Origin of the sequence: Halarchaeum rubridurum (assembly GCF_014647115.1) — an archaeon.
GTDB lineage: Archaea > Halobacteriota > Halobacteria > Halobacteriales > Halobacteriaceae > Halarchaeum > Halarchaeum rubridurum.
Window position 1 is genome coordinate 462,597 of the sequence record NZ_BMOO01000001.1, and the last position, 13,929, is coordinate 476,525.

General features: G+C 70.0%; 14 protein-coding genes and 2 tRNA genes. 6 read left to right on the plus strand and 10 right to left on the minus strand.

All coding sequences use genetic code 11. The annotated features are described in order from the left end of the window. The gene (locus tag IEX84_RS02555) at positions 1-1,077 is read right to left on the minus strand and encodes a substrate-binding domain-containing protein (protein ID WP_188869489.1); all 1,077 of its coding nucleotides are present in this window, start codon (positions 1,075-1,077) and stop codon (positions 1-3) included. 60 nt (positions 1,078-1,137) lie between these two features. On the opposite strand from IEX84_RS02555, the gene IEX84_RS02560 reads away from it, so the two are divergent. Then, complete coding sequence (locus tag IEX84_RS02560) at positions 1,138-1,830, plus strand: TOBE domain-containing protein (RefSeq protein WP_188869491.1); 693 nt, start codon at positions 1,138-1,140, stop codon at positions 1,828-1,830. 135 nt (positions 1,831-1,965) lie between these two features. Here IEX84_RS02560 and IEX84_RS02565 read toward each other — a convergent pair. The 3 genes from IEX84_RS02565 to IEX84_RS02575 all read right to left on the minus strand — a co-directional run bounded on the left by IEX84_RS02565 (position 1,966) and on the right by IEX84_RS02575 (position 3,658). Further along, positions 1,966-2,037 (minus strand) — tRNA-Thr (locus IEX84_RS02565). A gap of 63 nt (positions 2,038-2,100) precedes the next feature. Beyond that, on the minus strand, positions 2,101-2,772 hold the full coding sequence (locus tag IEX84_RS02570; RefSeq protein ID WP_188869493.1) for a DUF7114 family protein: 672 nt from the start codon (positions 2,770-2,772) through the stop codon (positions 2,101-2,103). A gap of 76 nt (positions 2,773-2,848) precedes the next feature. Beyond that, positions 2,849-3,658: an NAD+ synthase gene (locus IEX84_RS02575; protein ID WP_188869495.1), complete on the minus strand. Its 810-nt coding sequence runs from the start codon at positions 3,656-3,658 to the stop codon at positions 2,849-2,851. Between the two features lie 118 nt (positions 3,659-3,776). Between IEX84_RS02575 and IEX84_RS02580 the strand changes: the two genes are divergently transcribed. Next, positions 3,777-3,847, plus strand: a tRNA-Gly gene (locus IEX84_RS02580). A 318-nt stretch (positions 3,848-4,165) separates the two neighbouring features. Here IEX84_RS02580 and IEX84_RS02585 read toward each other — a convergent pair. The 4 genes from IEX84_RS02585 to IEX84_RS02600 form a co-directional block, all read right to left on the minus strand. Further along, complete coding sequence (locus IEX84_RS02585) at positions 4,166-5,614, minus strand: NCS2 family permease (RefSeq protein ID WP_188869497.1); 1,449 nt, start codon at positions 5,612-5,614, stop codon at positions 4,166-4,168. Between the two features lie 147 nt (positions 5,615-5,761). Continuing rightward, on the minus strand, positions 5,762-6,475 hold the full coding sequence (locus IEX84_RS02590; RefSeq protein WP_188869499.1) for a phosphoribosyltransferase family protein: 714 nt from the start codon (positions 6,473-6,475) through the stop codon (positions 5,762-5,764). Between the two features lie 138 nt (positions 6,476-6,613). Continuing rightward, positions 6,614-7,141: an orotate phosphoribosyltransferase gene (gene pyrE / locus IEX84_RS02595; RefSeq protein WP_188869501.1), complete on the minus strand. Its 528-nt coding sequence runs from the start codon at positions 7,139-7,141 to the stop codon at positions 6,614-6,616. A gap of 100 nt (positions 7,142-7,241) precedes the next feature. After that, positions 7,242-7,790, minus strand: coding sequence for a CDP-2,3-bis-(O-geranylgeranyl)-sn-glycerol synthase (locus IEX84_RS02600; RefSeq protein ID WP_188869503.1), 549 nt, complete (start codon positions 7,788-7,790; stop codon positions 7,242-7,244). A gap of 134 nt (positions 7,791-7,924) precedes the next feature. Between IEX84_RS02600 and IEX84_RS02605 the strand changes: the two genes are divergently transcribed. From IEX84_RS02605 to IEX84_RS02620, 4 genes are all read left to right on the plus strand, one after another. Continuing rightward, positions 7,925-8,605, plus strand: coding sequence for a DUF502 domain-containing protein (locus IEX84_RS02605; RefSeq protein ID WP_188869505.1), 681 nt, complete (start codon positions 7,925-7,927; stop codon positions 8,603-8,605). 295 nt (positions 8,606-8,900) lie between these two features. Then, positions 8,901-10,688 carry a site-2 protease family protein gene (locus IEX84_RS02610; protein ID WP_188869507.1) on the plus strand — a complete coding sequence of 596 codons (1,788 nt, stop codon included), beginning with the start codon at positions 8,901-8,903 and terminating at the stop codon, positions 10,686-10,688. Positions 10,689-10,737: 49 nt separating this feature from the next. Next, positions 10,738-12,222 (plus strand): heme-binding protein, encoded by a 1,485-nt coding sequence (locus IEX84_RS02615; protein ID WP_188869509.1) that lies wholly within the window; start codon positions 10,738-10,740, stop codon positions 12,220-12,222. Positions 12,223-12,397: 175 nt separating this feature from the next. Next, positions 12,398-12,658, plus strand: a complete 261-nt coding sequence (locus IEX84_RS02620) for a glutathione S-transferase N-terminal domain-containing protein (RefSeq protein ID WP_188869511.1) — start codon at positions 12,398-12,400, stop codon at positions 12,656-12,658. A gap of 139 nt (positions 12,659-12,797) precedes the next feature. Here the strand turns inward: IEX84_RS02620 and IEX84_RS02625 are convergent, their stop codons facing one another. Further along, on the minus strand, positions 12,798-13,190 hold the full coding sequence (locus IEX84_RS02625; protein WP_188869513.1) for a DUF6276 family protein: 393 nt from the start codon (positions 13,188-13,190) through the stop codon (positions 12,798-12,800). A 42-nt stretch (positions 13,191-13,232) separates the two neighbouring features. After that, entirely contained in the window at positions 13,233-13,925 is a 693-nt protein-coding gene (locus IEX84_RS02630) for a V-type ATP synthase subunit D (protein ID WP_188869514.1), read from the minus strand. Between the last annotated feature and the right edge of the window lie 4 nt (positions 13,926-13,929).

Here is a 13,929-nt window from a genome sequence, read left to right on the forward strand (position 1 = left end):
TCAGAGCGAGAGCGGGCCGAGCGAGTCGCGCGCCTCGGCCGCGGCCATCACGGCGTCGGGGACGGCGTCGGCGTGGCGCGCCGGGACGACCGCGGGGTCAAGCGTCTCGAAGCCATCCACGGCGAGCGTCGCCGCGCCCTCACCGAGGGTGTAGGCGACCCACGACGCGCCCGCGTCGGGGTGCTCGGCGGTGGTCGGCACCGTGACGCCGTAGGCGATGGGCGCGCCGACGTAGGTCGTCCCGCCGGCCTCGACCGTGGCCTGTGCGTAGTGGTCGGCGTCCGCCTCGGTGGCCCCGGAGAGGTCGACGGCGGTCTGGAGGTCCACCGTCTCGACGTCGTGGGTCGCCCCGAAGGAGCGATACGACCACGCGTAGTCGAGTTTCCCCGTCCGGAGCTGGCCGATCAGGTCGACTTCGTCGCTCGCGGGGACCGTCGCGTTCGCCCGGAGCGCCGCCGCCGTGGCGTCGTCGTAGAGCCGTTCGCCCTCGTAGGGAATCGCGCCGAGCTGCATCGACATCAGCGCGCGATAGCCGTTCGGGTCGACCGCGGGGTCGGAGTGACCGACCGCCACATCGTCGCGCGCGAGGACGTCCCACCACGTCTCGGGGCCGAACTCGTCGCTGTACGTCGAGTCCTCGGTGTACGCGACCGTCATCGCGTTCGTGGCGAACACCGCGTACCAGTCGCCGTAGTCGGGGAGGAGGTCGTCGCGGAGCAGCCGGAAGTCCGCGACCGCGAGGACGTCCGCGGCGCGGTGGGGCGGCTGCGTCACCTTCTTCGTCGAGCGCACGGAGCCCGCGGACTCCTGGGCGACCGTGACGTCGCGCTCCGCGGTGTACCCCGCCTCGACGTCGGCGTACGCCGCGGTGAGGCTCCCGGCGTGGAAGACCGTGAGTGCGTCGGCACTCGTCGTCGACGCGCCTGACGCACCCGATTCGTCCGACGCGGACGTGCCGGTGGCCCCCGCGCCCTCCACCCCCCTGTCGTCGGTCCCGCCGACGCACCCGGCGAGACCGCCGAGGCCCGCCGCGCCGAGCGCGCCGAGGACGTCGCGACGCGACCGTTGTTTCGTCATAGATACAACGCCCGCGGCCGGCGACATAACGGTTTTGCTCGGGGCTCGGGTAGAGTGGGTATGGACGCCGACGCCGGCTTCGACGCCAGCCTCCGCGCCGACGATGTCCCGTTCGACGCGCGCGACGCCGCCCTCCTCCGCGCCATCGACGACGCCGGCTCGCTGAACGCCGCGAGCGACCGCCTCGGGCGCTCCTACTCCCGCGCCCACGAACGACTCGACGCGCTGGAGGACGCCTTCGGGCCGCTCGTCGAGCGCACGCGCGGCGGCCCCAGCGGCGGCGGCACGACGCTCACCGACGGCGGCCACGCGCTCGTCGCCCGCTTCGAGCGCCTGCGCGACGGCTACGCTGCCATCGCCGAGACGAGCGCCGCCGTCCTCGTCGGCACCGTGGCGGAGCGGACGGGCGAGCTCGGCGTCGTCGACACCGACGCGGGCGCGATACGCGCGCTCGTCCCCCCGGACGCCGAGCGCGTCGACGTGAGCGTCCGCGCCGACGCCGTCACCCTCCACGACCCCGCCGAGACGCCGGCCGCCGACGCCACGAGCGCGCGCAACCGCTTCGCGGGCGTCGTCACCGCCGTCGAACGCGGTGACGCCGTCGCCCGCATCGCCGTCGACGTCGGCGCGGAGACGCCGCTCGACGCGTTGCTCACGACGGACAGCGTCGAGCGACTCGGCGTCGCGGAGGGAAAGCGAGTCGTCGCGTCGTTCAAGGCCACCGCGACGCGCGCGACGCCGCGGGAGACGTGAGTCAGGCGAGAGAAACTGAAGAAGCCTAGGCCGGGATTTGAACAGCGTCAGACGGTCGCTCCCTTCGGTCGCGCTGCGACTGACTGGCTCAACTCCCGGCTACGGCTACTGCTCGTCACGTGGTTCCTCGAAGGAAGCCTAGGCCGGGATTTGAACCCGGGGTCTCGTCCTTACCAAGGACGCGCTTTACCGCTAAGCTACCCAGGCAGGCACTCTTCCGTAGCCCGGTTTCGACTTTAGGGGTTTCGATTCGCGGTGGCGACGAGGGCCCTAGTGGTCGGTCGCGGAGGGGCGGACGGCGTCGTCGCCGTCGGGGGCGGACGGGCCGGCGACGCGCGCCATCACGTCCGCGGGGCGTTCCGGGAGGACCTCCGCGGGGGAGCCGAGCGGGCGTTCGCCCCACGAGTCCGCGAGGCCGACGGCGTACTGGCGGAGGCCGCGGGGGACGTCCGTGCCGACCGCGCTCGCGCCCGCGACGGCAGCGAGGTCGAAGACGGAGGCCTCGAGGGAGCGCGTCGTCGACTCGCGGCCGGCTTGGGCGTCCGTGCGCTCACGGCCGAACTCCCGGACGGTCCGGACGGCGGCGTCGGCGGCCTCGGTGCGCGCGAGCAGGCGAAAGCCCTTGGCGACGAGCACGTCGGCGGCGAGCACGTCGAGGTCGGCGGGCGTGTCCGCGTCGGCGTCGGCGCTCGTCCACGGCACCGTCTCCACGAGGTCGCGGGTGAGCACGAGACCCTCGTAGACGAGCTGGACGCCGGCGGCGCGCTCCGCGAGCCCGTCGTCGGCGCGGCCGGGCGTCGCGTCCGCCGCGAGAAAGACGAGCGCGCCCGGGACGACCGAACACTGAGCGAGGCGGTCGTCCATCGCGCGCCGGAGGTCGGACGGTTCGACGTCCCGAACCGCGTCGCGTGCGGCGGCCCGGGCCTGCTCGGCCTCTTCCATCGGTTCGACGTAGCCCGGCGAACGGCAAAGGCCTTTGGAAAGCACGGACACCCGTCGCACGTCGCGTTTCGGCCGCTCAGAAGAGCGCGTCGGGCGCGGGCGGAACGTGGCGCTTGTGTTCGCTCGCCGCGTGGAGCTCCCGGACGTGCTCGACGTTCTCCGTCGTCGTTTCGGCTATCTCCGCCGTGGCCGCGGGCGGAACGCCGCCGTCTATCGTCAACGCGATGACGGCGTCGAGCGTGTCGTAGTCCATCCCGATCTCCGCCTCGTCAGTCTGACCCGCCCAGAGGCCCGCCGTCGGCGTCTTCTCCACGAGGTCCGTCGCCGCGCCGAGGTCCGCGGCGAGCTGTCGGACCTGCTGTTTGTACAGCGTGCCGAGCGGGTGGCAGTCGACCGCACCGTCGCCGTACTTCGTGAAGTAGCCGATTGCGGCCTCCGTGCGGTTCCCCGTCCCGAGGACGAGCGCGCCCTCGTGGTTGGCGACGAGGTAGAGCAACACCGCCCGCGAGCGCGCGCGGGCGTTCCCGACCGCGACCTTGTCGCCCTCCGCCTCCGGGACGGCGTCGAGGAACTCGTTCACGATGGGGTTTATCTCGAGGACGTCGTACTCGATGCCGAGTTCCTCGGCGACGCGCTCGGCGTCGCTCATGTTGTCCGCGTCGCTCACCTCGCCCGGCATCACGAGGCCGTGGACGTTCGCCGCACCGAGGGCCTCCACCGCGAGGTAGGCCGTCGTCGTCGAGTCGACGCCACCCGAGAGCCCGACGACGGCGCGCTCCGCGCCCGCGTCCGCCAGTCGCCCCTCGATGAACGTCTCGATGTGCGCGCGCTGTGCGTCGAGTTCCTTCTCCGAGAACCGCAGGTCGAGCGGCTCGATGTCGGCCATACGCGGGGCTACACCCGGCGACGACTAAAACCCACTCGCCGGCGCGAAACGCTGGACGCACGTCCAGTGGCGAAACGCTACGTTCAAGTGGGAGAGCGGACTACGACGTGACGCACGAGCACCGGTGGTCTAGTGGTAGGACATGAGCTTCCCAAGCTCATAGCCCGGGTTCAATTCCCGGCCGGTGCATTTCCATCTTTTTCCGAGTCGGGTGCGCGGGGGCGCACCCGTCCCCGCAAAAGCATGGTCCACGCGAGCGAAGCGAGTGTGGGGCCAGCGAGGCCCCACGGGTCTCGCAGGGGTGAAAAACCCCCGAGCGACGAAGTCGCTCGGTGAAACTCGCGCTTCGCGCGAGTACAGTATAGCGACCGCGCGCCTCATAGTCGCGTGACACGCGTCGTCAACGGCGAACACCGGCCACCGTACGGTTCGTGTTCGCAGTTACGGTCAGTTCCTCCGGGCGGAGCGAGCAGCGAACTCGACGAGCGGAGAAACAGACAGTCCGCCTCAGACGGCGGTCTGGAGGATGCCGCTGGTGCGGACGAAGAAGTAGACGAGGAAGGCGAGGGCGAGGAGCCACTGACCGATGCGGACCTCGTCGTAGTCGCCGACGGCTGTCTTGACGACGGGGTAGGCGATGATGCCGGCGGCGATGCCGTAAGCGATGGAGTACGTGAAGGGCATCACGAGAATCGTGAGGCCGGCGGGTATCGCGTGCGTGAGGTCGTCCCAGTCGATGGCGGTGACGTTCGAGAGCATCAGGATGGCGACGACGACGAGCGCGATGTGGCTCGCGTACTGGGGAATCGCGGCGGCGAGCGGGACGACGGCGAGCGAGAGGAGGAAGAGGACGGCGACGACGAGCGCGACCATGCCCGTCCGCCCGCCCTCCTCGACGCCGGTCGCGGACTCGACGTAGGTGGTGACGGTGGAGGTGCCGAGCATCCCGCCGACGGTGGTGCCGACCGCGTCCGCCATCAGCGGCCGGTCGGCGTCCGGGAGGTCGCCGTCGTCGTCGAGGAAGCCGCCGGCCTGCCCGACGCCGACGAGCGTCCCCGCGGTGTCGAAGAAGTCGACGAAGAAGAACGTAAAGACGATGAGCGCGAAGCTGAAGGCCTCGACGTCCGCGAAGCCGCGGAGGAACGCGCCGACGAGCGGGCCGATGTCGTACTGGGCCTGCGGGAGTTCGCTCGCGGCGATGCCGCCGCGCTGGACGAACTCGCCGATGAGGACGCCGGGGCTGACGACGCCGGCGAGCGTGAGGACGGCCCCCGCGGCGGAGGTGGCGAGGATGCCGACGATGATGCTGCCCGTGACGCCGCGGGCGTAGAGCGCGAGCGTGAAGAAGAGCCCGACGAGCGCGAGGACGGCGACGGGATTCTGCGCGAGGTTCCCGAGCGTGAGGAGCGTCGCGGGGTCGTCGGCGACGACGCCCATCGCCTGCAAGCCGATGATGGCGAGGAAGAGCCCGATACCGGTGCCGACGGCGAACTTCACGGGCTCGGGGAAGAGGTTGATGACGTACTCGCGCGCGCCGACGGCGGTGAGGAGGATGAAGACGACGCCCTCGACGACGACGGCGGCGAGCGCCGTCTCCCACGGCACGCCGAGCGTGCCGACGACGGTGAACGCGAAGAAGGCGTTGAGCCCGAGGCCGGGCGCGAGGCCGAACGGCCGGTTCGCGTAGAACGCCATGACGAGCATCGCTATCGCCGACGCGAGGAGCGTGACGACGGCGAGCATCTGGACGGTCTGGTCGTGGCTGTAGCCGGCGAGCGCGACGCCGGGTTTGACGACCTCGCCGTCGGCCGTGACCTGCGTCATAATGGACGGGTTGACGACGACGATGTACGACATCGCCAGGAAGGTCGTGATGCCGGCGACCACCTCCGTGCGCAGGTCGGTGTTGTGCTCCTCGAAACCGAAGTACGCCGCGAGTGTATCGGTGAACCCCATGCGGTACGTCCGTGGATACCCCGTCGTGCGGACTTAACTGTTACCACCTGGGTTGCACGACACTGTGGGTATCGGGAACTTCGGTCGTCGCGTTCGACACGAACGTGCCGAAAAATAAGGCAGGCAGCGGGCGGGCGAGCGGAGCGTTCAGTCGAGCTCGGCGAGCGCGCCCGTCGGCGCGTCGGTGCGGGTCCGAGCGCGTTCGATGCCCTCGTCGCCGGCCGCGATGAGCGCGAAGACGCCCGCGACGTCGGCCTCGGCGGCCGCGACGATGTCGAGGAGGAGTTCTTGGGTCTCACCCGAGCGGATGAGGTCGTCGACGACGAGCACCGACTCGCCGGCGTCGACGGCGGACGCCGGGAGGTAGTAGGTGAGTTCGATGCCGGACTGGAGACGCTGGCGGGCCTCGATGAACTCATCGACCGCGGTCTCCTTCGACTTCTTCGCGTACGCACAGCGCGCGTCGTAGTAGGACGCGAGCGCGGCGGCGAGCGTGATGCCGTCCGTCGCGGCGGTGAGGACGACGTCCGGGCGCTCGAAGTCGAACGACTCGGCGGCGACGGGCGCAACGAGGTCGAGGAACGCCTGATCGAAGACGACGTCGGAGTTGTCGACGTACCCCTCGTCGTCGAGGCGGACGCGCTCCGCGAGTTCGTCGCGGAGGACGCGCTCGCCGACCTCGGAGACGACGGCGCGCGCGCGGTCGGCGCTCGGGAGGACGTGCCCGTTCACGTAGCGGTTCAGGTCGCCCGCCGGGAGGCCGGTCTCCTCGGCGAGTTCGTCGTACGTGCGCGTCTCCTTCAGCGTGCGCAGGACGGAGACGGCCTGCAACTGGAGGGCGGCCTTCTCTGCGCGGTTCATACGTCTATTCACGATTGCGGAGGTATGAATATCTCGAATCACACGCGGCACAAAAGTGCCAGTGTTGCGCAAACGTGTATGGAACGCACGCGGACGTCGGCGAGGTGGAAGGTGGCGACGCGGTCCCGTTCCTGCGTCTTATCGCTCGTCGGCGAGCAGGTCGCTCGCGGTGACGAGCGCCTCCATCTCGACGCCGTGGTCGGCGAGCAGTTCCTCGCCGCCCTCCTCGCGGTCCACGACGAGGAGCGCGCGGTTCACTTCCGCGCCGGCGTCGCGCAGCGCCTCGACGGCGTCGACGGCCGACTGGCCGGTGGTGGCGATGTCCTCGACGACGACGACCTCCTCGCCCTCCGCGAGGCGACCCTCGATTCGGTTCGCGGTGCCGTACTCCTTGGCCTTCTTGCGCGCGATGACGTAGGGGACGTCCGCGGTGACGGCCGTCGCGGCGGCCAGCGGGACGCCGCCGAGGGCGACGCCACCGAGTTTCGCGTCCGCGTCCACGCGCTCCGCGAACGCCTCCGCGATGAGGCGCAGACAGCGCGGGTCGGTCTCGAAGAGGTACTTATCGACGTAGTACTCGGAGGTACCGCCGTGCGACAGTTCGAACTCGCCGTACTGGACCGCGTCGGCGTCCTGTAGGGCCGCGATGAGCGCGTCGTCCGTCATTAGTCGAAGAGGGGGTGGCGAGGCCGATAAACGACGCGATTGTTCACGGGTGCGCCGACGCCCGCACGCGACGCCCGCAGGCGGCGTCACGGGTCGGCCCTCACCAGGGTTCGTCCTTCAGGCCGAGGAGGTACGCGACGCCGTTCGTGAGCACGTGGAGGACGGGCGTGAGCACGAGCACGACGACGACGACGGTGAGCGTGAAGGTGTCGCGGAACCACCCGGGGGCGGCGACGGCCGTGAGCGCGAGGGCGACGACGACGAAGTCGAGTTGGTCGAGGAGGGGGAAGGCCGCGCCGCGCTCGCGCCCCGAGCGGCGCTTGAGGAAGGACGCGAGGATGTCGCCGAGCATCGCGCCGAGGGAGAGGGAGAGGGCGACGACCGGCGGGAATCCCGGGAGGGTGACGCCGACGACGTCGGCGACGGCCGGCGCGACGGCGTCGAGGGCGAGCGCGAGCGCCGCGCCCGCGAACGTCCCGAAGAGGGTGCCGCGCCAGGTCTTCCCGTCGCCGAGGAGTCGATTTCCGTCGCGCCACGTCCGCCCGCCGTCGATGGGACGGCCGCCGCCGGCGAGGACGGCCGCGTTGTTCGGGACGTACGCGGGCAGCATCGTCCAGAACGCGACGACGACGGCCTCGACTGCGTGCATGGCTCCTCGGTGCGTCGCCGGATGCTTAACGGCTTAGGTCTCGGGGTCGCGGGCGGGGTGTGGCGTGGCGAGCGCGGACGCCGGCCGTCGCCGACGCTAGACGTTTATCCCGGTCCTCGCGTATTCGTTCGACAATGAGTTCGTGGAAGCGGGACGCGGCGAGTGGGCTCGTCGTCATCATCCCCGTCCTCGTCACGCTCTACATCATCTACTGGGTGTTCGGGTCGCTGGCGAGCGTCGCGCTCGTGGCGACGCAGATTCGGAACCCGTACCTCGCGGTGCTGTTGACGCTCGTCGTCTTCGTCCTCGTGGTGTTCGCCGTCGGCTACCTGATGCGGACGGCGCTCGGGCGGTTCCTCGAGGACCGCCTCGACGACGTGATGAACCGCCTCCCGGGGTTGCGCATCGTCTACAACGCCTCGAAGATGGCCGTCGAGACGGCGTTGAACGGCACCGAGGAGTTCCAGAAGCCCGTGAAGGTCGAGCCCTGGGACGGGATGCGGATGACCGCCTTCCGCACCGGCCAGCGCGCCCCCGACGGCCGCGAGATCGTCTTCATCCCGACGTCGCCGAACATCACCTCGGGCTACGTCGTCGAGGTCGCACCCGAGGACATCATCGAGACCGGCGAGACGGCGGAGGACGCGCTCACGCGCGTCCTCTCCGCGGGGTTCGGCAACAGCACTACCGGGGCGAGCGACGTCGGGAAGTACCTCGACGAGACGGAGGCGAGCGAGGAGTCCGAGAACGGCGAGGAGCGCCGAGACGGGACGGCGGACGACACGTCCAGCGGACGCGACGGCGGCGCGAGCTGACGGACCAAGCGGACGGTTGGGACTGGCGATGCGGGCGCGGAGCTGTGCGAGACGGGAGCGGGGCTGTGCGAGACGGGCGCGGAGCTGTACGATGCGGGCGCAGAGCTGTACGATGCGGGCGCAGAGCCGTGCGGGGCCCGGTGCCCCTGCCGCGAGCGGGTCGCGCTGCGCGAACCCGAGCGGGCCGAAAGACGGCAAAGCCGTCTTTCGTCGTGCCGAGAGGCCACCGGCCGCTCGTAGCACGGGAAAAGGTCGTTGGGTAGGCTTATCGGTGCGGCACGGGAAGGATGGGTCGATGGACGCCTGGCTGTGGGTCCTCGCCGCCGTATTGGTCGTGTGGATGGGAGTGGCGACGCTGGATCGGAACGGCCGTCTCCCGGGGTACGTCGGGACGATGGGCCCGATGGTGACCGTGCACACGAAACGGGGGCGGGCGCTCATCGACCGGATCGCGGCCCCGAAGCGCGCGTGGCGCGCGTGGGGCAACCTCGGGCTCGGCGCGGCGCTGACCGTCGGCGTGGCGATGTTCGCGTTCCTCGTCGTGAGCGCGCTGAACATCGTGCAGAACCCGCCGGCGGCGACGTCGCCGGTCGCCCAACCCCGGAACGTCCTCGTCATCCCGGGCGTGAACGACTTCCTGCCGCTCGACGTCGCCCCGGAAATCGTCCTCGGGCTCCTGATCGGGATGGTCGTCCACGAAGGCGGCCACGGCATCCTCTGTCGAGTCGAGGACATCGACATCGCCTCGATGGGCGTCGTGCTCCTCGCGGTCGTGCCGATGGGTGCGTTCGTCGAGCCGGACGAGGAGAGCCAGAGCGAGGCCGGCCGCGGCTCGAAGGCGCGGATGTTCGCGGCGGGCGTGACGAACAACTTCTTCCTGACGGCGCTCGTCTTCCTCCTCCTGTTCGGGCCGGTCGCGGGCAGTATCTCCGTGGCGTCCGGTGCGGCGGTCGGGAGCGCGTTCGTTGCGTCGCCGGCCGCGCAGGCCGGAATCGGACAGGGCGACCGAATCGTCGCCGTGGGGAACGAATCGGTCGCCAACAACTCCGAGTTCGACGCGGTGCTGGACGGCTCCACGACGCGTCGGGTGTCGGTCGGGCTCGCCTCGGGCGAGACGACGACGGTGGAGCGCTCGCTACTCGTGCGGGCGGCACCGACGGCCGGGCCGTTCGCGTCGGTCGGACGGAACACGACCGTGACCGCGGTGAACGGCACGCCGGTCTACACGCGCGCGGGATTCGCGGATGCAGTCGCGGACCGACAGGTCGCGACGCTGACGGTACGGAACGGGACGTCGGGCGAGACGACGGCGGTGACGGGTCCGATGGGCGCGCTCGCCGTCGTGCAGGCTGACGGCCCGACCGCGGCGTCGACCGACCTCCCGACCGGCGAGCCCGTGGTGATCACGCACCTCGACGGGCAGCGCATCACGGCCTACGAGGACGTGAGCGCGGCGCTCTCCGGGACGGAGGCCGGCGACACCGTGGCGCTGACGGCGTACGTGAACGGCTCGGCGGTGGAGCGGACGGTGACGCTCGGGACGAACCCGAACGCCGACGTCGGTTACCTCGGTGTCCTCGGGACGTACGGGACGACGGGACTGTCCTTCACCGACTTCGGCGTCCACCTCTACGACGCCGCGTCCTACCTCGACTACGTGAGCGGCGACGTCGGCGGCGACGGACTCGCCGGGTTCGTCCGCGCCGTCGCGGCGACGCTCGTCCTCCCGTTCATCAGCCTCGTCGACCCGTCGCTCACCTTCAACTTCGCGGGCTTCTACGGCTGGAACCTCAACTTCTTCGCCGTCGAGGGCGCGCTCGCCGGGCTCGGTGGGGCGACCTTCCTGCTGGCGAACGTCCTCTTCTGGACCGGGTGGATAAACCTCAACCTCGCCTTCTTCAACTGCATCCCCGCGTTCCCGCTCGACGGCGGCCACCTGCTGCGCACGAGCGCGGAGGCCGTAATCGCGCGTCTGCCAATCGAGGAGAAGCGCCGCGCGGTGCGGACGGTGACGACGGGCGTCGGGCTCACCATGGGTGCCAGCCTCCTGTTGCTCGTCTTCGGCCCGCGACTCCTCGGCTGAGCGCGCCGGACTGGAAAGACCCTTGGGCCCGCTGGCCCAACGGACGCGTATGGTAGACGCGCCCGAGACGGCGGAGGGATGGTTCTCCCTCCACGACTTCCGGACGATAGATTGGGACGCGTGGCGGGACGCCCCCGAGCGCGAACGCGAGCGCGCCCTCGACGAGGCGGCGGCGTTCCTCGCGGACCGCGAGGCGCTCGTCGACGCCGAGGAGGGCGACTCGGCGGTCTTCAGCATGCTCGGCCACGAGGCCGACCTGCTGTTCGTCCACTTCCGGCCCGAGCTCGACGACCTCGACGCCATCGAGCGCTCCTTCGAATCGACGGCGTTCGCCGAGTACACGGAGCGCACGTACTCCTACGTCTCCGTCACGGAGGTCTCGGGGTACGTCAGCGACGAGTACTTCGAGGACCCGGAGAGCGTCGATCCGGGCATCCGGCGCTACATCGAAGGGAAACTCACCCCGGACATGCCCGACGACGCCTACGTCTGCTTCTACCCGATGAGCAAGCGCCGCGGGCCCGAGCACAACTGGTACGACCTCTCCTACGAGGAGCGCGCCGACCTCATGGAGGGCCACGGCGACATCGGCCGCGAGTACGCGGGGAAGGTCCGGCAGGTCATCGCCTCCTCGGTCGGCCTCGACGACTGGGAGTGGGGCGTGACGCTGTTCAGCAACGACCCCGTGGAGCTGAAGGACATCGTCTACGAGATGCGCTTCGACGAGTCCACGTCGAAGTACGGCGAGTTCGGCTCCTTCTACATCGGCCGGCGCTTCCCGCCAAGCGACCTCGACGCAGTGCTCGCCGGCGACCCCGTCCCGACGAGCGAGCACGGCGGGGGCGACGGCCACCACGGTGACCACGCTCACGGCGACGGACACGCGCACGACCACGGCGGGGCAAGCGACGACGGCGATGAGGGCCACCACGGCGACGACGCGGACGAGGACGAGGCGGACATCCGCGACGCGCTCGCCGACCTCGACGTCTACGCCGGCCAACCCCACGGCGAGGACGTCTACGCGGTCGTCGTCTACTCCGAGGCGGACGTCGAGACCCTCACCGAGGAGGTCGACGGGCTCGCCGAGAGCTTCGACCACTACGACACGCACGTCCGCACGAGCGTCTACGAGGGCGACGGCGAGCACGCCGTCGTGAGCCTCTGGGACACTCAGTCCGCCGCCGACACCGCCGCGGGCTTCCTCACCGACCTCCCCGAGGTCACCCGGAAGGCCGGCGAGCGCGAGGAGGGCTGGGGGACGATGGGGATGTTCTACACCGTCAAACCCGAGTACCGCGACGACTTCGTCGAGACCTTCGCCGAGGTCGGCGACCTCCTCGCGGAGATGGACGGGCACGTCGAGACCGACCTCCTCGCCAACGTCGACGACGAGAACGACATGTTCATCGCCAGCCAGTGGGAGTCCAAGGAGGACGCCATGGCGTTCTTCCGCAGCGACGCCTTCGGCGACACCGTCAGCTGGGGCCGCGACGTCCTCGCGGACAAGCCGCGCCACGTCTTCCTCGCCTGAGGGGCGCGTCACACCGGCGAGCGTCCCCGGACCCCCTCCCTTCGCGTGGAAACCGCCCGACTGCACCGCCTTCTCCCGACCAGGATTCACTTTCACTCCGCACCCCCTGCACGGAGGGCGACGCGCTCGCCGCGACGCCACCGCTTTTGAAGCTCCTCGTCCTCGATACGGGTGTATGCTCGAACTCTACCAGTCCGAAGGCTGCCCGCACTGTGCGAAGGTCCGCCAGAAGCTCAGCGACCTCGGCATCTCCTACGTCATCCACAACCCCCGCCTCCCCGGCGGCGAGGGCGGCGACGTCACGAACGAAGTCACGCACGACGAGCTCGTCGCCGGCGGCGAGGACCAGGTGCCGTACCTCGTCGACACCGACCGCGAGGTCACGATGTACGAGAGCGACGACATCGTGGAGTACCTCGACGAACACTACGCCTAACGCGGTTTTTCCCTCCAGGTTTTCGCGGGCGGCGGTTGCCCGCGAAAAGGTTGGCGACCCGACATCGTGGAGTACCTCGACGAACACTACGCCTAACGCGGTTTCTTCCATCTCTCGCGGCCACGCTCGCTAGCGACGCTCAGATAAGTTGTTCGAGCTGTCGCGTACGCCGGTCGATGTCGAGGTGGGGCTCCACGCTCTCGTCCGCGTCGAGACGTTCGAGCGCGCGGAGCACGTCCGCCCCGCGCGTCTCCGCGTACTCGGCGACCGCGTCGAGTTCCGCCCGATAGAGCACGAGGGAGTCGAGTAACGCGAGCAGGCAGGCGAACGCGACGGCCGCCTCGTCGTTCGCCGGGAACGCGTCGCTGACCGGCTCGAAATCCGGCGTCTCGGTCGGCGGGTCGTCCACGGGCGTCACGGCGAGACAACGCGTGCAGAGCGCCGCGCCCGGCCGGTCGTCCGGTAAGTGAGCGCGGAGGTCGTCCGGAATCGAGAACGCGACCGTCGCGGCGTCACAGCGCGGGCAGTGCATACCGACAGTCGCCGCGCGGCGGTGAAAAGGAATTCGGGGAGGTCAGTCGGCGGTGCCGGCGTCCGCGGCGGCCTCGGACTCGGACTCGGACTCGGCCTTGGCGCGCTCTTCTTCCTCCTTCTTGTCCTTGACCTTCTTCATCCGGAAGATTTCCTCGCGTTCCTGCTCTTCGAGCTTCTGCTCGATGTAGTCCTGGGACTCGTAGAGGTCCGGGAGGACGGTGAACTCGAGGGCGTTGACGCGGCGTTTCGTGCTCTCGATCTCGTCGAGGAGCTTCTTCATCGCCGTCTCGACCTCCGCGGCGAGGACGATGGTCTCGAGGAGGTCCTCGTAGGCCTCCGCGGCCTCGTCGATTCGGGAGCTGGTGCCGATGACGCCGTAGCCGCGCTGATCGAGGCTCTTCGAGACGCGCGAGGCCTCGATCTGCGGGACGACGACGCCCATGATGTTGTTGGAGCGCACCGTGATTTCGGGGTGCTCCTTCAGCGCCGCCGCCGCACCGCGGACCGCGACGTCGCCCTCCATGGCGCGCGCCATGTTGATCGTCTGCTGGGCGTCCTCGTAGTTCTGCTCAACGTCCTCGCGGACGTCCTGAGCCTGATCGAGGATGTCCATGAACTCCATGATGAGGCCGTCACGCTTCTGTTCGAGCGTGTCGTGGCCCCGCTCGGAGAGGTCGATGCGGTCCTCGATCTCCATCAGGTTCTTGCGCGTCGGTTTGACGTCCTCGGCCATGGGG

Excerpts from the sequence above, each read along its gene's own strand:
- IEX84_RS02555 (WP_188869489.1), bottom strand. The coding sequence starts at position 1,077 with ATGACGAAACAACGGTCGCGTCGCGACGTCCTCGGCGCGCTCGGCGCG.
- IEX84_RS02560 (WP_188869491.1), top strand. The coding sequence starts at position 1,138 with ATGGACGCCGACGCCGGCTTCGACGCCAGCCTCCGCGCCGACGATGTC.
- IEX84_RS02570 (WP_188869493.1), bottom strand. The coding sequence starts at position 2,772 with ATGGAAGAGGCCGAGCAGGCCCGGGCCGCCGCACGCGACGCGGTTCGG.
- IEX84_RS02575 (WP_188869495.1), bottom strand. The coding sequence starts at position 3,658 with ATGGCCGACATCGAGCCGCTCGACCTGCGGTTCTCGGAGAAGGAACTC.
- IEX84_RS02585 (WP_188869497.1), bottom strand. The coding sequence starts at position 5,614 with ATGGGGTTCACCGATACACTCGCGGCGTACTTCGGTTTCGAGGAGCAC.
- IEX84_RS02590 (WP_188869499.1), bottom strand. The coding sequence starts at position 6,475 with ATGAACCGCGCAGAGAAGGCCGCCCTCCAGTTGCAGGCCGTCTCCGTC.
- pyrE (WP_188869501.1), bottom strand. The coding sequence starts at position 7,141 with ATGACGGACGACGCGCTCATCGCGGCCCTACAGGACGCCGACGCGGTC.
- IEX84_RS02600 (WP_188869503.1), bottom strand. The coding sequence starts at position 7,790 with ATGCACGCAGTCGAGGCCGTCGTCGTCGCGTTCTGGACGATGCTGCCC.
- IEX84_RS02605 (WP_188869505.1), top strand. The coding sequence starts at position 7,925 with ATGAGTTCGTGGAAGCGGGACGCGGCGAGTGGGCTCGTCGTCATCATC.
- IEX84_RS02610 (WP_188869507.1), top strand. The coding sequence starts at position 8,901 with ATGGACGCCTGGCTGTGGGTCCTCGCCGCCGTATTGGTCGTGTGGATG.
- IEX84_RS02615 (WP_188869509.1), top strand. The coding sequence starts at position 10,738 with ATGGTAGACGCGCCCGAGACGGCGGAGGGATGGTTCTCCCTCCACGAC.
- IEX84_RS02620 (WP_188869511.1), top strand. The coding sequence starts at position 12,398 with ATGCTCGAACTCTACCAGTCCGAAGGCTGCCCGCACTGTGCGAAGGTC.
- IEX84_RS02625 (WP_188869513.1), bottom strand. The coding sequence starts at position 13,190 with ATGCACTGCCCGCGCTGTGACGCCGCGACGGTCGCGTTCTCGATTCCG.
- IEX84_RS02630 (WP_188869514.1), bottom strand. The coding sequence starts at position 13,925 with ATGGCCGAGGACGTCAAACCGACGCGCAAGAACCTGATGGAGATCGAG.